Here is an 18,456-nt window from a genome sequence, read left to right on the forward strand (position 1 = left end):
AAGTGGTGATTTCTTTTCGAGGCTGGGGTAGAAATACGGCTCCGCCGGGCCAGAACTCTCCTGTGGCCCGGCGGAGCTTCACGCATCGAGCAGCGGGCTTACGCGTAAGCCCCTGCCGACCTAGCCGCGACCGGCCTCAAAGGCGCCGACGACCGCGGAGGAAACCGCCACGCCGCCGAGGAAGGCGGCCGGGGTCGCGAGGACCGGGGTGGCACCCGGGAAAATCTGGCCCTCAGTGGCCGAGATCTCCGTCGCTGCCAGCGCGGCAGACTCATTCACCTGCGAAAGAACTTCACTCATTATTGCCCCGTTTCATACGGAGTAGGGTCGGCTCCGCCAAATACGGAGCCGTTCGGGTAAAGCCGTCCACTTTTCCGGCGATGAAGCCGGCCACCGCCGGGATGTCTCCCGGAGGAAGTGGTTGAGTCGTGCTCCACGCGCGGTCCGGAAGGTCAACGGGTCGTGCGACCCGCCGCACGGCCGACCGCGAAGGCGGTGGGGGCCATGGACCGAGGCTGACATGACGTGGTCATGTCAAACACGGATCCGCTCCGTGCGCGTGCGTTTCGACCGATTCGGATTTAGCCTACGGCGCGACCGGCGGCGTACGCACCGGTGACGAGCGCGGCGCCGCCGACAAAGGCGAAGGCCGGGGTGGCGAGGACCGGAGAGGCGTCATCGACGATGGAGCCGGTGTTCTCCTCGGACAGGCCGCCGAGGCCCTCCAGCTGTGCATTGAACTTTTCCTCGAGCATTTTGCACTCCTCCCTGCAGAAATATGTCGTGGAATACACGTCGGGCGGCCACAAAAAGGACCGAACGCTCATCCTTCCGCATACCTGTATCGTGCTTCTCAGATATGCCGTGCTCGCCGTCCGGCAGATAAAAGCACTCATCCGAGTAGCCGAGTATGACGTGGATCACACTGAAAGTGGAGTTAACAATTCCGCCGCCATGACATCCGTCAGTCGCGTCCTATGACGTTTGTCAATGGAGGTCATGGAAACCCTCACCACGGGAGCCCCCGGTCTACGCCACTGACGTGTGGGTGAATTCACGCGCCTGTGTGACCGAGGTCACACTCCAGTGGCGGCGGTACGGCACCCGGCGGGGCGCCAAGGGGCTCCGGCGGCCTCTTGCCCCGCCCCCGGAGTGCGCCGCGCACGGTCGTCGCGGCCGCCAGGACCGGGCCGGCGCTCTCACCGTGAAGCGGTGGTTCCGGTGAGAACCGGGCAGCTGAACAATCCTCACCACGGCGCCGGCCGGCGTGACACCAGAGAACGGGGCTCACAGAGATGGAACCGAACCGCACAGATCAACGGGACCACTGCGCGAGCGTGCAGCGTGTCACGCGCCGCACGCGATGGATTCTCTGTCTCATCCCGTGGATCTTCCTTCTCTCGTTCGTCGAGCCGGTCACCAGCGGTCTGCGTCGCGGCTCCGTTCCCGCCGCCCTCATGGGGGTGCTGGTGACCGCGTTCGTCGTGCAGACCGTGCTCGCCACCGCCGTCATGGCGTACAGCGTCGGCCGCCAGAAGTGCCTCGTCCGTACGAAGGCGACGATCGTCGTGCTGGCGGCCGTACAACTCGCCGCCCTCCCCGCCCTGCGCGAGCAGGGATGGCTGGCCGGGCAGCACAACGCGGCCTTCGTCTGCGCCCTGGTCATGGCGCCCCTGGCCGGCGCCCTCGCCACCACGAGTGTGCGTACCTACTCGATCGCCGCCGCGACCGCCTGCGTGCTCGCCACCGCCGCCACCGCGGTATCGCACTCCGCTCCGGCCGGGGCCCTCATCACCACCGCCTCGACCTGGCTGCTCATCGGCCTCACCATGCGGTCCTCGGTCTGGTACCTGTCCATCCTGTGCCAGCTCGACGCCGCCCGAGAAGCCCAGGGACAGCTGGCGGTCGCCGAGGAACGTCTCCGGTTCGCCCGCGACCTGCACGACACCATGGGCCGCGATCTCGCCGTCATCGCGCTCAAGAGTGAACTCGCCGCCCGGCTGTGCGCGGCCGAGGATCCCCGCGCCGGCGACGAGATGACGCAGATACAGCTGCTCGCCCGGCAGTCGCAGAACGGGTTCCGCGAGGTCGTACGGGGGTACCGGGCCACCAACCTCGTGGGGGAACTGGCCGGCGCACGCTCCGTACTCGAAGCCGCGGGGATCATCAGCACCATCGAGAACGAGACTCCCGCCGCCCTGACGGACGAGACCGAATCCGTGCTCGGCTGGGCCGTCCGTGAAGGCGTCACCAACATCCTGCGGCACTCGGAGGCCCGGCACTGCACCATCCGGCTGACCCAGCGCGACAGCGGACCGCGCCTCGTCATCACCAATGACCGGGCCCGCCCCTCGGACTCCGCGCCGGGCACCGGACTCACGGGGCTGTCACAGCGCTTGGCACCGGTCGGTGGAACGCTCCAACATGGCCCTGGACCGGAGAACTCCTACCGCCTTACGGTCCAGTTCTCGTCTCCCTCCGCGCAGAAAGCACACTCATGATCCGTGTCCTCCTCGCCGATGACGAACACCTCATACGTGGCGCGCTGGCGGCTCTGCTGACCCTGGAAGAGGACTTGGACATCGTGGCCCAGGCGTCCACCGGACCCGAGGCCTCGGCCATGGCCCGCAGGCACCGCCCGGACATCGCCATCCTCGATCTCCAGATGCCGGAGCGGGACGGGATCGCCGTCGCGTCCTCGCTGCGCGAGTCACTGCCGTCCTGCAAAGCCCTGATCGTCACGAGCCACGGACTGCCCGGACATCTCAAGCGCGCGCTGGAGGCGGGGGTCAGGGGCTTTGTGCCCAAGACCGTCTCCGCGCAGGATCTCGCCCGGATCATCCGTACGGTCCACGCGGGCAGCCGCTACATCGACCCCATCCTCGCCGCCGACGCGATCAGCGCCGGTGACTCCCCCCTCACCTCGCGCGAGGCCGACCTGCTCGCCCTGGCGTCCGACGGCGCCTCCATCACCCAGATCGCGGAACGGGCGGTGCTGACCCCCGGCACGGTCCGCAACTACCTGTCGGCCGCGTCCACCAAACTCGGCGCCGACAACCGCCACGGAGCCGTCCACATCGCGCGCGAGCACGGCTGGATCTGAGAGCCTCTGGTTCCTGCGGAAACCTGCGAGGGAGGTCCGGGCCGGCTTCACCCCGGCTACCAACGGTGGTGGATCTGCCTCCGGATGCGCCGGTCGTACAGGTCGCGCACGGCTTCCAGCGTCGCGCCCGGCAGCGGCGGCAGCGCCGCGGCCGCCGCATTCAGGCGGGCCTGCTCCCGGGAACGGGCGCCCGGGATCACCGTGGTCACGCCCGGCTGCTGGATGATCCACCGCAGCGCGGTCTGCGCCGGGGTGGCGCCCTGGGGTGCCAGTTCCCCGAACTCCGCCGCCGCCTCGACGCCGGACTCGAAGTCGACGCCCGAGAAGGTCTCGCCGCGGTCGAAGACCTCGCCGTGCCGGTTGTAGGTACGGTGGTCGTCCTGCTGGAACACCGTGTCCTTGGTGTACTTGCCGGACAGCAGCCCGGACGCCAGCGGCACTCGAGCGATGATCCCCACCCCTGCCTCGGCGGCTGCCGGAAGCACCTCCTGCAGCGGCTTCAACCGGAAGGGGTTGAGGACGATCTGCACGCTCGCCGTACCCGGCCGGGCGATTGCCGTCAGCGCCTCCTCGCAGGTCCGCACGCTCACCGCGTACGCCGCGATCCGCTCCTCCGCGACCAGCGTGTCCAGCCCGTCGAACGCCTCGTCGGAGGAGTACACCGGCGTCGGCGGGCAGTGCAGCTGCACGAGGTCCAGCGTGTCCACGCCCAGGTTGGCCCGGGAACGGTCCGTCCAGGCGCGGAAGTTCTCCAGCGTGTAGTTGGCCGGCGACTGCGCCGACCGACGCCCCATCTTCGTCGCCACGAACACTCCGGCATCCGGACGTTCCCGCAGATAGCCGCCGATCAGTCGCTCGCTGCGGCCGTCGCCGTACTCATCCGCCGTGTCGAAGAATGTCACGCCCTCCGCGACCGCCGTGTCCAGCACGGCGAAGGCGTCCTCCTCGCGCACCCCACCCCACCCCTCTCCCAGCTGCCACGTCCCGAGTCCGACGACGGACACCTCGCGGCCCGTCCTGCCCAATACGCGCTGCTCCATATGGTGATCCTTTCGGGCAGAGGCGGAGGAGGGGTTCACACCGTCATCGGTGCCGCGGTAACCCCCATGACCAGCGAATAGAGCGTGTCGTTCGCCGTGATGAAGAGACGGTTCCTCTTCGGGCCGCCGAAGCGGATGTTGGAGACCGTGTTGGGCACCAGGATGCGGCCGAGCAGGGTGCCGTCCGGGGCGTAGCAGTGCACTCCGTCGTCCATGGCCGCCGCCCAGAGGTGGCCGGCGTCGTCGAAGCGGATGTTGTCGAAGCGACCGGCGCCCGCGGCCGTGATCTCCGCGAAGACCTTGCCCTCGGAGAGAGTGCCGTCCGCGCGCACCTCGAAGGCCCGGATCTGGTGGGCCCGGGTGTCGGAGACGTACAGCTCGCTCTCGTCAGCCGAGAAGACCAGGCCGTTGGGGGCGCCGAAGCCGTCGGCCACGAGCCGCACCTCGCCGGTGTCCGGTGCGATCCGGTAGACGTTGTTGGCGCCGATCTCGCTCTCGGCGCGGTGGCCCTCGTAGTCGCTGGTGATTCCGAAGTCCGGGTCCGAGAACCAGATCGAGCCGTCGGACTTCACGGCCCCGTCGTTCGGGCTGTTGAGCCGCTTGCCCCGGTAGCGGTCGGCGAGCACGGTGACCGAGCCGTCGTGCTCGGTGCGGGTGACCCGGCGGTTGCCTTGCTCACATGTGATCAGACGGCCCTCGCGGTCCAGGGTGTTGCCGTTGGAGTGGCCCGCGGGCGAGCGGAAGACGCTGACCGCGCCGGTCGTCTCATCCCAACGCAGCATCCGGTCGTTCGGGATGTCGCTCCAGATCAGCTGGCGCCAGGCCGGTATGTACAGCGGCCCCTCCGCCCAGCGGGAGCCCACGTGGAGCGTCTCCAGTTGCAGATCGCCCGAGGTGCACTTCTCCGTACGGAACCTGTCGTCGAGCACGTCGTACAGCGCGGGGCGGCCGGTGGCCATGTGCGTTCTCCTTCAGTCGTTCTGCGTGCTGACTCCTGAACAACATCCTGCTGTCAATGAGTATTGCAGGATGTCGTATGGTCGAAGCCATCATTGGGCAGATCTGGTGTGGAGGAGGGCGTCATGGATGCTGTGGACCGGAAGCTGTTGAAGCTGCTGCAGGAGGACGCCACGCAGGCGTACGCCGCCCTGGGCAAGGCCGTCGGACTCTCCGCGGGCGCGGCCCACGAGCGGGTGCGCAAGCTGCGCGAGTCGGGGGTGATCCGCCGCACGGCGGTCGAGGTGGACCCCACCGCGGTCGGCGCCGGGGTGCTGGCCTTCGTCATGGTCGAATCGTCAGCCTGGATGGGCGACTCCGGCGAGCGCTTCGCCGCGATCCCCGAGATGCAGGAGGCCCACATCATCGCGGGCAGCGCATCGGTCCTGGTGAAGGTCAGGACCGGGACGACCGAGCAACTCCAGGACGTACTGCGGCGGTTGTACGAGATCGAGGGCGTCAGCGGCACCCGGGCGACGGTGGTCCTGGAGACATTCTTCGAGAGGCCGGTGTCGACGGGAGTCTGAAGCACCTTGAGCCGGTCAGAGCCGGTCAGAGCCGGGCCGCCTTGAGGGCCATGTGGAGCAGCAGGCGGTCCTCGCCCTCGTCCAGGTCCAGGCCCGTCAGCTGTTCGATCCGGGAGAGCCGGTAGTAGAGCGTCTGGCGGTGGATGCCGAGAGCGGAGGCCGTGCGGCCCGCCTGACCCGCGCAGTCGAGGAACACCTCGGCGGTGTGGGCCAGTTCGCGGTGGGTGGGGGTGAGGAGGGGGCGGACCACGGGGTCGGGCCCGGCGGGGAGCGCCGTCAGCATGCGGTACGGGCCGATCGAGGGCCACTGCGCGACCGGGCCGAACCGGGGCTGGGCCACGGCCGCGCGGGCCGCCGAGACCGCTTCCTGCCAGGCCTCCGGAAGCTCGGCCGGACCGCGGCGCGGGGCTCCGGCCCCGGCGGCCGCCCCGGGGCCCGCGCTCTCACGCAGTCGGGAGACGGCCTCGAGCGCGGGGGTGAGCGCGTCCGCCGAGCGGAGCCGTACGAGCAGGGCCAGGGCCTGCGTGCCCTGCGACGCCTGGCCGGCCGGGTCGCCCGGACTTTCCGCCCCGTACGGCAGGGTGCACAGCGCGGCCGTTCCCGGCACCGCGCGCACCCCCGGTTCCTCGTCCCGCCACGGCGCCACGCACAGCACCACATGCGGACCGTCCGCGCTCGGCCCCAGCGCCGTGCGCAGTGCGGCCACCGCCATGTCCCGCTGCCAGCCGCGCTCCGCGGTGAGCACGGCCCGCAGCTCACGCGCCAGATCGGCGCCGGCCTTCACCTCCTCGGCGAGCAGGTCGCCGATCCGCGAGGTCACCTCCATGGCCGCCGCCAGCCGTGAACCGCTCGGCCCCGGGTCGGAGTCGTCGAGCAGCCAGACATATCCGAGCACCATGCCCCGGTGCCGTACGGGCAGACAGATGCGGCCGCGGAAGACGCCGGCGTCCGGGGCCACGGGGATACGGACCGGGCCGGTCGCCCGCGCGATGCCGAAGCCCTCGAACCACGTGCGCACCGCCGGGGTGGACTTCCTGGTCAGGATCGAGCGCGTCCTGACCGGGTCCATCGCCGTGTCGTCCTCGCTGTCGTGCGCGCCGAAGGCGATCAGCCCGAAATCCCGGTTCTCCAGCGTCGCGGGAACGCCGAGCAGCGCCGAGATCTCGTCGACCAGGTCCTGGTAATCGCCCTTCACCCGGACATTCTCGCACCGCTTTCAGACAGATGTCTGAGATCGGGGCCACGGATGCGTGACAGCTGTCGATGGCCGAGGATCGGACCGATCCCTAGGTTTCACAGTGGTTCTCCGTGCCGTACCGGAACCGACCCTCTCCGTTCCGTTCCGCTCCGGCCTTGCCCGATCTCACCGTGGAGGTGCCCTGTGCTGGGTCCTGTGATCCTTGCCGCGTCGCGCAGCGACAGAATGCGCCGTGTCGTCTCGGCCGCACCGGTCACCAAGCCCGTGGTGAACCGTTTCATCGCCGGTGAATCGGTCGAGGAGACGGCCCCCGTCATCCGGTCCATGGCCGGCCGCGGCCTGGAGGTCACGCTCGACGTCCTCGGCGAGGACATCACCGACCCGGCCGAGGCGCTGCTCGCCCGGGACGCGTATCTGCGGCTGATCGAGGCCCTCGCGCCGCTGGAGCTCGGCGACCGCGCCGAGATGTCGGTGAAGCTCTCCTCCTTCGGCCAGGCCCTGCCCGGCGGCCACGACCTCGCACTGAAGAACGTCACCGCGGTCGTCGAGGCCGCCGCGGAGATCGGCACCACGGTCACCCTCGACATGGAGGACCACACCACCATCGACTCGACGCTGGCCATCCACGCCGAGATGCGCGAGCGCTTCCCGCAGACCGGCGCCGTCGTGCAGTCGTACCTCTTCCGCACCGAGGACGACTGCCGCGCGCTCGCCGCCGCCGGCTCGCGCGTGCGGCTGGTCAAGGGCGCCTACAAGGAGCCCGCCTCCGTCGCGTACCAGGACAAGGCCGAGGTCGACAAGGCGTACATCCGCTGCCTGCGCATCCTGATGGCGGGCGGCGGCTACCCGATGGTCGGCTCCCACGACCCGCGCGTCATCGCCATCGCCCAGGATCTCGCGCACCGCGCCGGACGTAAGCTCGATGAGTACGAGTTCCAGATGCTGTACGGCATCCGCGAGGCCGAGCAGGACCGGCTGGCCGCCGAGGGACACCGGATGCGGGTCTACATCGCGTACGGCACCGACTGGTACGGATACTTCATGCGCCGCCTCGCCGAGCGCCCCGCCAACCTCGCGTTCTTCCTGCGTTCGCTGGTCAGCCGCGGCTGAGCCCCCGCAACTGAGACCGACCGTCTGACCTACTGATTAAGGAGATTCGGCACTCATGGACGCTGTGACCCAGGTTCCCACGCCGGTCAACGAGCCGGTGCGCGGCTACGCCCCGGGTTCCCCCGAGCGGGCCCGTCTGGAGGTCAAGCTCAAGGAGCTGGCCGAGAACCCCGTCGACCTTCCGATGACCATCGGCGGCGAGAAGCGGATGGGCGGCGGCGAGCGTGTCGACGTCGTACAGCCGCACAACCACAAGGCCGTCCTCGGTACGTTCGCCGGCGCCACCGAGCAGGACGCGCGGGACGCGGTCGACGCGGCCCTGGCCGCCGCCCCGGCCTGGCGCGCGATGGCCTTCGACGACCGCGCCGCGATCATCCTGCGCGCGGCCGAGCTGCTGGCGGGACCGTGGCGCGAGACGCTGGCGGCGGCGACCATGCTCGGCCAGTCGAAGACCGTCCAGCAGGCCGAGATCGACACCCCGTGCGAGCTCGTCGACTTCTGGCGCTTCAATGTCTCGTACGCCCGCGACCTGCTCGCCGAGCAGCCGCCGGCCAACTCGCCCGGCGTGTGGAACCGTCTCGACCACCGCCCGCTCGAAGGCTTCGTCTACGCGATCACGCCGTTCAACTTCACGGCCATCGCGGGCAATCTGCCGACCGCGCCCGCGCTCATGGGCAATGTCGTGGTCTGGAAGCCGTCCCCGACGCAGACCCTCGCCGCCGTGCTGCTGATGCGGGTGCTGGAGGAGGCGGGGCTGCCCAAGGGCGTCATCAACCTGGTGACGGGCGACGGCATCGCCGTCTCCGAGGTGGCGCTGCACCACCCCGAGCTGGCCGGTATCCACTTCACCGGTTCGACCAAGACCTTCCAGCACCTGTGGAAGACGGTCGGCGGCAACATCGAGAAGTACCGCTCCTACCCGAGGATCGTCGGCGAGACGGGCGGCAAGGACTTCGTCGTCGCCCACCCGAGCGCCGACCGCGCGATCCTGAAGACGGCGCTGACCCGCGGCTCCTTCGAGTACCAGGGCCAGAAGTGCTCGGCGTCCTCCCGCGCGTACATCCCCGCCTCGATCTGGAACGACGGGTTCGAGGAGGAGTTCGCGGCCGAGGTCGACGGCATCGCCATGGGTGATGTCACCGATCTGACGAACTTCATCGGCGCCGTCATCGACGAGCGCGCCTTCGCCAAGAACAAGGCCGCGATCGACCGCGCCGCCGCCGACCCGGCCTGCACGATCGTCGCGGGCGGTACGTACGACGACGCGGTGGGCTACTTCGTCCGGCCGACCGTCATCGTCTGCACCGACCCCGCCAGCGAGGTCTTCACGACCGAGTACTTCGGCCCGATCCTCGCGGTGCACGTCTATGACGACGCCGACTACGAGGCCGTGCTGACCCAGATGGAGTCCGTCTCGGCGTACGCCCTGACCGGTTCGGTCATCGCCAACGACCGCGCCGCGGCGGCCGACGCGATGGAGAAGCTGCGCTACGCGGCGGGCAACTTCTACATCAACGACAAGTCGACCGGTGCCGTCGTCGGCCAGCAGCCCTTCGGCGGCGGCCGCGCGTCCGGCACCAACGACAAGGCGGGCGCCCCGCAGAACCTGATGCGCTGGACGCTGACCCGCGCCATCAAGGAGACGCTGGTCCCGCCGACGGACTACCGCTACCCGCACATGGGCTGACGGCTCCGCACCACGGAACTCCGCCCCCGGGCCGGCCCCCACGCCGGTACGGGGGCGGTTCGCGTCCCGGGAGCGGTCCGCCGCTCAGCCGCCGGTGTCGTGCCGAGGCGCCGGGATCACACCTTGCGCCAGCGGGCCATGGCGAACGAGAAGATCCCGAACAGCGCCAGGCCCAGCGCGACGGCCGCCAGCAGCCACGGTCCTGCCGGGGTGTCGGTGAAGGAGCGCAGGGTGTCGTCGAAACCCTTGGCCTTGTCCGGCTGGTACTCGACCGCGGCCTGGACCACGAACACGCCCACGGCCGTGAAGAGGATGCCGCGCCCCGCGCCGCCACCGACCCCCGTCACATCGGTGAACTGCCTTGCCCTGCGGGACATCTGACTCAGCTTCAGGTGCTTGTGGTACTTCCGCAGCACCGCGCGGACGCCGACCCACAGACCGGCGACCGCGATCCCCACGCCGACGATCCCCACGATCCACTGGCCGCCCGGAAGTTCCAGCGCCTTGGCCGTGACGTCCTGGGACTGCTGGTCGCTCGACCCGCCGCCGCTGCCCTTGTCACCCGCGGCGAACGCCAGCACGGAGTAGGCCACGAAGCCGTAGAAGACGAAGCGCCCCGCCGACAGCAGCCGCTTGCCCTTCTTCCCGCCGTCCGGCCCTGCCGCGCCGAACAGCGCTTCGGAGAGCCGCCACAGCGCCATCCCGACCAGCCCGATCCCCAGCACCCAGAGCAGGACGGAGCCCATCGGCTGCTCCGCTATCTCCGCGAGCGCGCCGCCGCGGTCGGCCTGTTTGCCGCCCCCGCCGAACGCGATCTGCAGCGCGAGCACCCCGATGAGCAGGTAGATCACCCCGCGCGCGACGAAGCCCCAGCGGGCCGCCGCGTCCATGGCCGGGCTGTTCGCCGCCCGCCGCGCCGTGCCTCGCCCATTGAGTGACATCGTCCGTGTATTCATAGTTTGGCCTCCGCTCCCCGGGTGCCCGGGACTGCCCCGGGAAAACGGGTGTTCCCCAAGGCCCTGTCCGGTCGCCCGGCCCTGCGGCAGGATGTCGGCCCACGGCCCGGCGGAGGAGCGCATCGCATGACGGAACCCCTGTGTACCGCCCACACCTTCGAGCTCGGCGCCGCCGTTCTCGCGGAGATCCGCGCCCTGCTGGACCAGGTCTTCGAAGGTGGCTTCAGCGATCAGGACTGGGATCACGGGCTCGGCGGTGTCCACGCCTTCGTACGGGATCCGGACGGCTCGCTCGTCGCGCACGGCAGTGTGATCCAGCGCCGGGTGCTGCACGACGGCCGGTCGTACCGGATCGGCTATGTCGAGGCGGTGGGCGTACGGGCGGATCGCCGCCGGCAGGGCGTCGGCGGCCGGGTCATGGCGGCGCTGGAGCGGGTGATCGACGGCGCGTACGACGCGGGGGCGCTGTCCGCCTCCGACGAGGGCGCGCCGCTCTACCGGGCGCGCGGCTGGCAGCTGTGGCCGGGCGGGATCGAGGCGCTGAGTCCCGGGGGAGTGGTGCGGCTGCCCGACGAGGACGACTCCACCTATCTGCGCCCGGCTGCGGGGCGGGCCCTCCCCGGGCCCGGCGGCCCGCTGGTCTTCGACTGGCGCGACGGGGACGTGCTGTAGCGGACCTGCTGGTTCGCCGCCGCTGGCCGGTTCACGCCGTCCGGATCTGCGCGGGTCGGAACGATCACCGTCTCAGATAGTAGGAAGTCCGAGTAATCGTGGAGACAGAGCGGCGTCGCTCGCTTAGCTTGGAATGAGCCGAACGCCTCGCTCCATCCAGCGAATGGCGGTCGCGGGCACACGCCCCCAGCAGGCAACCCCTGCGGCGTACGCCCCCCGCCCCTTCCGGCGCCTCGCAGATGCCTCATGCGGCCCCACGCCGCGTGGCTCAGCTATCTCAAGGAGTCGATCATCATGGCAGAGACGACTGTCCGCCGCGTCCGTCACACTCCTCGTACGAGCGAGTCCGACCGCAAGAACGCCGCCGCCGCGCTCCAGCGCGCTCTCGACCGCCGGGACAACGGCGGCTCGACCGGCCACTGAGCCGCACCGGCCGCGGCCGCCCGGTGCGCCGGGTGGTCGGCGCGTGACGGTGGTCAGCGGGTGACCGTGGTTACCGGGTGACCGTGAAGTGGTCCACCCGTTCGCCCGTCTCGGCGAGCGCGGAGACCCTCAGTTCCGGGCGGTGCCCGGAGGTCACCTCCACGGCGAGGAACGAGAAGCCGGTATAGCGCACCCGCGACCACTCCACGGTCTCGGGGGCCTTCGCGCCGTCTGTGTCCCAGTGGTAAGACCTCACACTCTCCACGTCGGCGACCCTGCCCTCGTAGCTGTCCGGCACGGGAAAGCCGTACAGCGCCTTGCCCGCGCCGCCCGCCGTGACGTACACGATGCCGTCCCGCACCGAGCTGACGGACTCACCGACCGGCACCCGGCGCCGGACCTCGCCGGCGCGCAGCGCGTCGGTGCGTTCGTACACATGGTTGTGGCCGTTGACGACCAGATCGACGCGGTGCTTGTCGAAGAGGGGCACCCACGCGTCCCGCACGCCGCCGTCGGAGGCGTGCGAGCTGGTCGTCGAGAAGGCGCAGTGGTGGAAGAACACCACGATGAAGTCGATGCCCCCGTTCGCGCGCAGCTCACCCAGCCGGCGGTCCAGCCAGCGGGTCTGGGCGCCGCCGGTGTAGCCGGTGTTGGCGCGGATCTCCTGCGAGACGTCATTGGCGTCCAGGGACACCACCCCGACATTGCCGTAGGTGAACGAGTAGACGCCCGGCGCGTTCACGGGGTCGAGGCCGCCGTCCGGCAGGGTCCAGCGCGCGTTCTGTCCGCCGTAGCCGTGCGGGGAGTACCACGCCTCCATGTCGTGGTTCCCGGTGGTGACCATCCACGGCACCTGGGAGGCCACGGTCTCGGTCTGCGCCAGGAACTGGTCCCACACCCGCGCGTCATAGAGGTCCGACGCGGACCCCTGACCGCTGCTGTCGGCGTAGCACAGGTCACCCGCGTGCAGATGGAAGGCCGGGTTCTGGCCCAGGATCACCTGGTCGTTGGCGAGGGCGTGGTACGAGACGCCCTGGTCGCCGAAGGCGGTGAAGACGAACGGCTCGGCGCGGGCCGGAGCCGTACGGAAGGTGCTGAGGGTGGCGAAGTGACGGGCGTCCGCCGGGTCGAAGCCGTCATGACCCACTCCGTAGTAATACGTGGTGCCGGGGCGCAGCCGCTCCAGCGCGGCGTGCAGGTAGTACTGGTCCACCGCGGGCAGCTCGGCGGAGAGCGACGGCGTGTGCAGCGGCCGTACCTCCGCCGTGATCTTCCGGCTCAGCTCCCACGGCTTCAGCCCCACCCGGACGTAAGGGTTCCGCACCGCGAACGGCACCTGCCAGGAGACCGTCATCTTTGTCTTCGGGTCGGAGCCGAAGGCCAGATGCCTGCCGAAGGGGGCGACCAGCGACCCGTCGACCCTGGCCGCGGCCGACGAGGGCAGGAAGGCCGGGGCGGTGACGCCCGCGGGGGCGGCGCTGGAACCGAGCAGTCCGGCGCCCGCCACGGTGCCGGCGGCGACCGAACCGGCCCGCAGCAGGCCGCGTCGGCCGATCGTGCCGCGCAGGTACTCGTGCTGCTCCGGCATGGTCATACGGGAGGCGAGTCGGCCGGGGATCCCGACCCGGGGAGTATCCATCCCTAGAACGTGGCACCAGTGGGTGGCGGGTGTGTGTATCCCGGGCGTCGAATCGGCGACCGAATCGCAACGTGTCCACAGAGTGGACATGCCGTGTCAGGCAGTGGGACGCGGAGTAGGGTGCCGCTATGTCTCGCAGCATCAATCTCGCAGTGATTCCCGGTGACGGCATCGGCCAGGAGGTCGTGGCCCAGGGCCTGAAAGTCCTGACTTCCGTCCTCCCGCAGGATGTGAAGCTGGAGACCAAGGAGTACGACCTCGGCGCGAGCCGGTGGCACCGCACCGGGGAGACCCTCCCGGACGCGGAGCTGGCGGCCCTCAAGGGCCATGACGCGATTCTGCTCGGCGCGATCGGCGACCCGTCCGTGCCGTCCGGCGTCCTGGAGCGCGGACTGCTCCTCACGCTGCGCTTCGCCTTCGACCACTACGTGAATCTGCGTCCGTCGAAGCTCTTCCCCAATACGGCCACCCCGCTGGCCGGCCGCCCCGACATCGACTTCGTCGTCGTCCGCGAGGGCACCGAAGGCCCGTACACCGGCAACGGGGGTTCCCTGCGCACCGGTACGCCCGCCGAGGTGGCCACGGAAGTGAGCCTCAATACGGCGTACGGCGTGGAGCGGGTCGTCCGGGACGCGTACGAGCGGGCCAACGCCCGTCCGCGCAAGAAGCTGACGCTGGTCCACAAGAACAACGTCCTCGTCTACGCGGGCCACCTGTGGAAGAACATCTTCGACCGCGTCGGCCAGGAGTACCCCGAGGTCACCACCGACTATCTGCATGTCGACGCCGCGACGATCTTCTTCGTCACCCAGCCCGAGCGCTTCGACGTGATCGTCACCGACAACCTCTTCGGTGACATCCTCACCGACCTGGCCGCCGCCGTGACCGGCGGTATCGGCCTGGCCGCGTCCGCGAACATCAACCCGGACCGCGCGTTCCCGTCCATGTTCGAGCCGGTCCACGGGTCGGCGCCGGACATCGCGGGCCAGGGGAAGGCCGACCCCACGGCCACGGTCCTCTCGGTCGCCCTGCTGCTGCGGCACCTCGGTTTCGACGCCGAGGCCGTCCGGGTCGAGGAGGCCGTCGCGGCCGATCTCGCCGAGCGCGACGGTACGGCGGCCACCGCGCGTACGACCGACCAGATCGGCGACGCGCTCGCCGTACGAGTAGCGAGCTGACCCGTCGACTCCTTACAGCCGCCGGGTCTTGGAACCCGGCGGCTGTGCTGTGCGGCCACCGGGTGCGATCCTCAGCCATAGGCCGCATTCACCCCGCTTCCTCCACCGTCCCCGCCCGAGCGATAATCGGCGTGGGCCGCGGCATGCGGGAATGCTCGGACGTCCTAGTAGCAGTAGCGGCGTGAGCGCGGTCCGTCACACACAACCGGTGAAGGACGAGTATTCATGACCACGCCCACGATCGAACTCAAGCCCTCCTCGAACCCGCTGTCCGACGCGGAGCGTGAGGCGATCCTGACGAACCCGGGGTTCGGCCGCCACTTCACCGATCACATGGTGACGATCAAGTGGACGGAGGGGCGGGGCTGGCACGACGCGCAGTTGTCCCCGTACGCGCCGCTCTCGATCGACCCGGCCAATATGACCCTGCACTACGCGCAGGAGATCTTCGAGGGGCTCAAGGCGTACCGCCGTCCGGACGGTTCGGTCGCCACGTTCCGCCCCGAGGCCAACGCCGGCCGCTTCCAGCTCTCGGCCCGCCGGCTCGCCATGCCCGAGCTCCCGGTCGAGACCTTCATCGCCGCGTGCGACGCGCTGGTCCAGCAGGACAAGGCGTGGGTGCCCGCGCACGGCGGGGAGTCCTCCCTCTACCTTCGCCCCTTCATGATCGCGACCGAGGTCGGTCTCGGCGTGAGGCCGGCGAACGAGTACCTCTTCCTGGTCATCGCCTCGCCGGCCGGCGCGTACTTCCCCGGCGGGGTGCGGCCGGTCTCGGTCTGGCTCTCGGAGAACTACGTCCGCGCGGTCCCGGGCGGCATGGGCTTCGCCAAGACCGGCGGCAACTACGCGGCGTCCCTGCTCGCCCAGGCCGAGGCCGCGGAGAAGGGCTGCGAACAGGTCGTCTACCTGGACGCCCTGGAGCACCGCTGGGTCGAGGAGATGGGCGGCATGAACCTGTACTTCGTGTACGGCGACCGCATCGTCACCCCCGAGCTGACCGGCTCCCTCCTGGCGGGCGTCACCCGCGACTCGCTGCTGAAGCTGGCGGGTGACCTCGGCTACACCTCGGAGGAGGGCCGTGTCTCCAAGGAGGACTGGCGCGCCGACACCGAGAACGGCACCCTCACCGAGGTCTTCGCCTGTGGCACGGCCGCGGTCATCACCCCGGTCGGCGTGGTCAAGTCGACGGCGGGCGAGTGGACCCAGTCGGGCGGCGAGCCGGGCGAGGTCACGATGAAGCTCCGCACGGCGCTGCTCGACATCCAGACGGGCACGACGCCGGACATCCACGGCTGGATGCACGAACTGGGCTGACGCCCACGCGATCAGCACGGAGGCCCGCACGCAGGCCCGCACCCCGGCACCCCGGGGCGCGGGCCTCGGGTCCGATGTCCATGGAGTGGCCGGTGTGCCGGGCGGGCCGCGGCGGTGCGTCACCGTACCCGACCGTATGGTGAGACAGGGCCTCCCGAGAACGGCAGACGTGCAAAAATCGACTCGTGCTCTCGTTCGCCATGATTATCGGCAGCAAGCGCGCCGGTCCGCAGTGACCGCCTCGTACCACCATGTACGGCGCGGCCATCGTGCCTCAGACCCGCGCGCAGACCTCTCGCACCCGCGAGGGGTTTTTTCGTTTTCCGGCCCCACCCCGGCGGAAGACGAGCCGCACGCGGCGACGGGGGCAAGTGGAGCCAGACCATCCACTCGACAGGAGCAACACACCATGACCACTGAGTCCACGGAGACAGACGACAGCTTTCATGTCTTCGACACGACGCTGCGCGACGGCGCACAGCGCGAGGGCATCAATCTGACGGTCGCCGACAAGCTGGCCATCGCCCGGTACCTGGACGCCTTCGGTGTGGGCTTCATCGAGGGCGGCTGGCCGGGGGCCAACCCGCGGGACACCGAGTTCTTCGCCCGTGCCCAGCAGGAGATCGACTTCCAGCACGCCCAGCTCGTCGCCTTCGGCTCCACCCGGCGCCCGAACGCCAAAGCCTCGGAGGACCCGCAGGTCAGAGCCCTGATCGAGTCCGGCGCCCCGGTGGTCACGCTGGTCGCCAAGTCGCACGACCGCCATGTCGAGCTGGCGCTGCGCACCACGCTCGACGAGAACGTGGCGATGATCCGCGACACCGTCTCCTACCTGTGCGAACAGGGCCGCCGCGTCTTCGTCGACTGTGAGCACTTCTTCGACGGCTACCGCGCCAACCCCGAGTACGCCAAGTCCGTCGTACGGGCCGCCGCCGAGGCCGGCGCCGATGTGGTCATCCTCTGCGACACCAATGGCGGCATGCTCCCCGCCCAGATCCAGGCCGTCGTCGCCACTGTGCTCTCCGACACCGGCGCCCGGCTCGGCATCCATGCCCAGGACGACACCGGCTGCGCCGTCGCCAACACGCTCGCCGCCGTCGACGCGGGCGCCACCCATGTCCAGTGCACCGCCAACGGGTACGGCGAGCGCGTCGGCAACGCCAATCTCTTCCCGGTCGTCGCCGCCCTGGAGCTGAAGTACGACAAGCGTGTCCTGCCCGCCGGCGCGCTCGCCGAGATGACCCGGATCTCACACGCCATCGCCGAGGTCGTCAATCTGGCGCCCTCCACCCACCAGCCGTACGTCGGTGTCTCCGCCTTCGCCCACAAGGCCGGACTCCACGCCTCCGCGATCAAGGTCGACCCCGACCTGTACCAGCACATCTCGCCCGAGCTGGTCGGCAACAGCATGCGGATGCTGGTCTCCGACATGGCGGGCCGCGCCTCCATCGAGCTCAAGGGCAAGGAGCTGGGCATCGACCTGGGCGACGACCGCGACCTGGTCGGCCGCGTCGTCGGCCGGGTCAAGGAGCGCGAGCTCAAGGGGTACACCTACGAAGCGGCCGACGCCTCCTTCGAACTCCTGCTGCGCGAGGAGGCGGAGGGCCGTCCCCGCAGCTACTTCCGTACGGAGTCCTGGCGCGCGATCGTCGAGGACCGCCCCGACGGTACGCACGCCAACGAGGCCACCGTGAAGCTGTGGGCCAAGGGCGAGCGCATCGTCGCCACCGCGGAGGGCAACGGTCCGGTCAACGCCCTGGACCGGGCCATGCGGGTCGGCCTGGAGCGGATCTACCCGCAGCTGGCCAAGCTGGAGCTGGTGGACTACAAGGTCCGCATCCTGGAGGGCCGGCACGGCACGGAGTCGACCACCCGGGTGCTGATCACCACATCGGACGGCGACGGCGACTGGGCCACGGTCGGCGTCGCGGAGAACGTGATCGCGGCCTCCTGGCAGGCGCTGGAGGACGCGTACACCTACGGACTGCTGCGGGCCGGGGTCGAGCCGGTGGAGTAGCGGCTCCCCCGGTTCAGCACCGGTCCGCCACCAGCTCCAGGAACCCGTCCCTGCTCATGGCCCGGCTGTCCGCCCACACCTGGCCGGGCCTGAGCGTGGCGAGTTCCTCGGTCGTCACGAAGACATCGCCCCTGTACATCCCCTTGGAGAGAAAGCCGTCGTCGTAGGAGCGGAACTCCAGGACGTACTGGTACCCGGGACGCGGCGCCTTTTCCGCCGGTCCCGACCACTCGGCCTCGAAAGAAGCGGGCGGTTCGAAGAGCGGGAACGGCCGGCGGCTCAGGGGATGTCTGCTTTCCGACGTCCAGCCGGGGTGCAGGGCCCTCCACGCGGCGAGCGCGTCGGCGGAGGACGTCGGCGTCGGCGAGGACGAGACATCAGGACGGTCGGGTTCCTCCTGCTCGGTGTCCGGCCAGCTGGCCAGACTCACTCCGTTGACAGGGTCGTCCCCGCACGGCAGCGTCAGCGCCCAGGGCCGGCCGCCGTCCAGCCAGACGGCCGCCAGCGGGAGCCTGGGCGGGCTGCACCCAGCCAGCAGTACCGCTCCGCACAGAGCCCCCGTCACCGCCGCGATCATCCGCCGCATGCGCCCACCC

18 protein-coding genes are annotated in these 18,456 nt (G+C 70.0%); 10 read left to right on the forward strand and 8 right to left on the reverse strand.

Features of this window, described 5'->3' with window-relative positions; translation table 11 throughout:
- Positions 1–120: 120 nt before the first annotated feature.
- Positions 121–300: a hypothetical protein gene (locus ACFVWW_RS15440; RefSeq protein ID WP_384191589.1), complete on the reverse strand. Its 180-nt coding sequence runs from the start codon at positions 298–300 to the stop codon at positions 121–123.
- 281 nt (positions 301–581) lie between these two features.
- Positions 582–755, reverse strand: a complete 174-nt coding sequence (locus tag ACFVWW_RS15445) for a hypothetical protein (protein ID WP_384191586.1) — start codon at positions 753–755, stop codon at positions 582–584.
- Positions 756–1,337: 582 nt separating this feature from the next.
- On the opposite strand from ACFVWW_RS15445, the gene ACFVWW_RS15450 reads away from it, so the two are divergent.
- Together ACFVWW_RS15450 and ACFVWW_RS15455 are read left to right on the forward strand one after the other, a co-directional pair.
- Entirely contained in the window at positions 1,338–2,501 is a 1,164-nt protein-coding gene (locus ACFVWW_RS15450) for a sensor histidine kinase (protein ID WP_384191585.1), read from the forward strand.
- Positions 2,498–3,103, forward strand: a complete 606-nt coding sequence (locus tag ACFVWW_RS15455) for a response regulator transcription factor (RefSeq protein WP_384191583.1) — start codon at positions 2,498–2,500, stop codon at positions 3,101–3,103. The genes ACFVWW_RS15450 and ACFVWW_RS15455 overlap by 4 nt, the downstream gene beginning before the upstream one ends.
- 56 nt (positions 3,104–3,159) lie before the next feature.
- Here ACFVWW_RS15455 and ACFVWW_RS15460 read toward each other — a convergent pair whose 3' ends face one another.
- Both ACFVWW_RS15460 and ACFVWW_RS15465 read right to left on the reverse strand, forming a co-directional pair.
- Positions 3,160–4,143 carry an aldo/keto reductase gene (locus ACFVWW_RS15460; RefSeq protein ID WP_384191581.1) on the reverse strand — a complete coding sequence of 328 codons (984 nt, stop codon included), beginning with the start codon at positions 4,141–4,143 and terminating at the stop codon, positions 3,160–3,162.
- A gap of 35 nt (positions 4,144–4,178) precedes the next feature.
- Positions 4,179–5,102 carry an SMP-30/gluconolactonase/LRE family protein gene (locus ACFVWW_RS15465; RefSeq protein ID WP_386878259.1) on the reverse strand — a complete coding sequence of 308 codons (924 nt, stop codon included), beginning with the start codon at positions 5,100–5,102 and terminating at the stop codon, positions 4,179–4,181.
- Between the two features lie 123 nt (positions 5,103–5,225).
- On the opposite strand from ACFVWW_RS15465, the gene ACFVWW_RS15470 reads away from it, so the two are divergent.
- On the forward strand, positions 5,226–5,666 hold the full coding sequence (locus ACFVWW_RS15470) for an Lrp/AsnC family transcriptional regulator (protein ID WP_384191576.1): 441 nt from the start codon (positions 5,226–5,228) through the stop codon (positions 5,664–5,666).
- Between the two features lie 25 nt (positions 5,667–5,691).
- Here ACFVWW_RS15470 and ACFVWW_RS15475 read toward each other — a convergent pair whose 3' ends face one another.
- Positions 5,692–6,861, reverse strand: coding sequence for a PucR family transcriptional regulator (locus ACFVWW_RS15475; RefSeq protein WP_386878260.1), 1,170 nt, complete (start codon positions 6,859–6,861; stop codon positions 5,692–5,694).
- Between the two features lie 186 nt (positions 6,862–7,047).
- Here ACFVWW_RS15475 and ACFVWW_RS15480 point away from each other — a divergent pair, with 186 nt between their 5' ends.
- Both ACFVWW_RS15480 and pruA read left to right on the forward strand, forming a co-directional pair.
- A complete protein-coding gene (locus ACFVWW_RS15480) occupies positions 7,048–7,974 on the forward strand; it encodes a proline dehydrogenase family protein (RefSeq protein ID WP_384191570.1) in 927 nt (308 codons plus the stop codon).
- A 55-nt stretch (positions 7,975–8,029) separates the two neighbouring features.
- Positions 8,030–9,661, forward strand: a complete 1,632-nt coding sequence (pruA, locus tag ACFVWW_RS15485; RefSeq protein WP_384191567.1) for an L-glutamate gamma-semialdehyde dehydrogenase — start codon at positions 8,030–8,032, stop codon at positions 9,659–9,661.
- A 116-nt stretch (positions 9,662–9,777) separates the two neighbouring features.
- Here pruA and ACFVWW_RS15490 read toward each other — a convergent pair whose 3' ends face one another.
- Positions 9,778–10,617, reverse strand: a complete 840-nt coding sequence (locus ACFVWW_RS15490) for a DUF1206 domain-containing protein (RefSeq protein ID WP_384191564.1) — start codon at positions 10,615–10,617, stop codon at positions 9,778–9,780.
- Positions 10,618–10,743: 126 nt separating this feature from the next.
- On the opposite strand from ACFVWW_RS15490, the gene ACFVWW_RS15495 reads away from it, so the two are divergent.
- A complete protein-coding gene (locus tag ACFVWW_RS15495; RefSeq protein WP_386878261.1) occupies positions 10,744–11,289 on the forward strand; it encodes a GNAT family N-acetyltransferase in 546 nt (181 codons plus the stop codon).
- A 294-nt stretch (positions 11,290–11,583) separates the two neighbouring features.
- On the forward strand, positions 11,584–11,712 hold the full coding sequence (locus tag ACFVWW_RS15500) for a hypothetical protein (RefSeq protein WP_093602575.1): 129 nt from the start codon (positions 11,584–11,586) through the stop codon (positions 11,710–11,712).
- A 70-nt stretch (positions 11,713–11,782) separates the two neighbouring features.
- Here ACFVWW_RS15500 and ACFVWW_RS15505 read toward each other — a convergent pair whose 3' ends face one another.
- Complete coding sequence (locus ACFVWW_RS15505; protein ID WP_384191559.1) at positions 11,783–13,351, reverse strand: purple acid phosphatase family protein; 1,569 nt, start codon at positions 13,349–13,351, stop codon at positions 11,783–11,785.
- Positions 13,352–13,479: 128 nt separating this feature from the next.
- On the opposite strand from ACFVWW_RS15505, the gene ACFVWW_RS15510 reads away from it, so the two are divergent.
- The 3 genes from ACFVWW_RS15510 (at position 13,480) to cimA (ending at position 17,860) form a co-directional block, all read left to right on the forward strand.
- Positions 13,480–14,529, forward strand: a complete 1,050-nt coding sequence (locus tag ACFVWW_RS15510; RefSeq protein WP_386878262.1) for a 3-isopropylmalate dehydrogenase — start codon at positions 13,480–13,482, stop codon at positions 14,527–14,529.
- Positions 14,530–14,754: 225 nt separating this feature from the next.
- On the forward strand, positions 14,755–15,843 hold the full coding sequence (locus ACFVWW_RS15515) for a branched-chain amino acid aminotransferase (protein WP_384191553.1): 1,089 nt from the start codon (positions 14,755–14,757) through the stop codon (positions 15,841–15,843).
- A 409-nt stretch (positions 15,844–16,252) separates the two neighbouring features.
- On the forward strand, positions 16,253–17,860 hold the full coding sequence (gene cimA / locus ACFVWW_RS15520; protein ID WP_384336760.1) for a citramalate synthase: 1,608 nt from the start codon (positions 16,253–16,255) through the stop codon (positions 17,858–17,860).
- 13 nt (positions 17,861–17,873) lie between these two features.
- On the opposite strand, the gene ACFVWW_RS15525 is transcribed toward cimA, so the two are convergent.
- Positions 17,874–18,446, reverse strand: a complete 573-nt coding sequence (locus ACFVWW_RS15525) for a hypothetical protein (RefSeq protein ID WP_386878263.1) — start codon at positions 18,444–18,446, stop codon at positions 17,874–17,876.
- Positions 18,447–18,456 lie beyond the last annotated feature (10 nt).

The organism is Streptomyces sp. NPDC058198, from assembly GCF_042882605.1.
In the GTDB taxonomy this organism is placed as follows: Bacteria; Actinomycetota; Actinomycetes; order Streptomycetales; family Streptomycetaceae; genus Streptomyces.

Coding starts and splice junctions, on each gene's coding strand:
- ACFVWW_RS15490 (WP_384191564.1), bottom strand. CDS start 10,617: ATGAATACACGGACGATGTCACTCAATGGGCGAGGCACGGCGCGGCGG.
- ACFVWW_RS15470 (WP_384191576.1), top strand. CDS start 5,226: ATGGATGCTGTGGACCGGAAGCTGTTGAAGCTGCTGCAGGAGGACGCC.
- pruA (WP_384191567.1), top strand. CDS start 8,030: ATGGACGCTGTGACCCAGGTTCCCACGCCGGTCAACGAGCCGGTGCGC.
- ACFVWW_RS15525 (WP_386878263.1), bottom strand. CDS start 18,446: ATGCGGCGGATGATCGCGGCGGTGACGGGGGCTCTGTGCGGAGCGGTA.
- ACFVWW_RS15510 (WP_386878262.1), top strand. CDS start 13,480: ATGTCTCGCAGCATCAATCTCGCAGTGATTCCCGGTGACGGCATCGGC.
- ACFVWW_RS15440 (WP_384191589.1), bottom strand. CDS start 300: ATGAGTGAAGTTCTTTCGCAGGTGAATGAGTCTGCCGCGCTGGCAGCG.
- ACFVWW_RS15455 (WP_384191583.1), top strand. CDS start 2,498: ATGATCCGTGTCCTCCTCGCCGATGACGAACACCTCATACGTGGCGCG.
- ACFVWW_RS15460 (WP_384191581.1), bottom strand. CDS start 4,143: ATGGAGCAGCGCGTATTGGGCAGGACGGGCCGCGAGGTGTCCGTCGTC.
- ACFVWW_RS15515 (WP_384191553.1), top strand. CDS start 14,755: ATGACCACGCCCACGATCGAACTCAAGCCCTCCTCGAACCCGCTGTCC.
- ACFVWW_RS15495 (WP_386878261.1), top strand. CDS start 10,744: ATGACGGAACCCCTGTGTACCGCCCACACCTTCGAGCTCGGCGCCGCC.
- cimA (WP_384336760.1), top strand. CDS start 16,253: ATGACCACTGAGTCCACGGAGACAGACGACAGCTTTCATGTCTTCGAC.
- ACFVWW_RS15465 (WP_386878259.1), bottom strand. CDS start 5,102: ATGGCCACCGGCCGCCCCGCGCTGTACGACGTGCTCGACGACAGGTTC.
- ACFVWW_RS15445 (WP_384191586.1), bottom strand. CDS start 755: ATGCTCGAGGAAAAGTTCAATGCACAGCTGGAGGGCCTCGGCGGCCTG.
- ACFVWW_RS15500 (WP_093602575.1), top strand. CDS start 11,584: ATGGCAGAGACGACTGTCCGCCGCGTCCGTCACACTCCTCGTACGAGC.
- ACFVWW_RS15505 (WP_384191559.1), bottom strand. CDS start 13,351: ATGGATACTCCCCGGGTCGGGATCCCCGGCCGACTCGCCTCCCGTATG.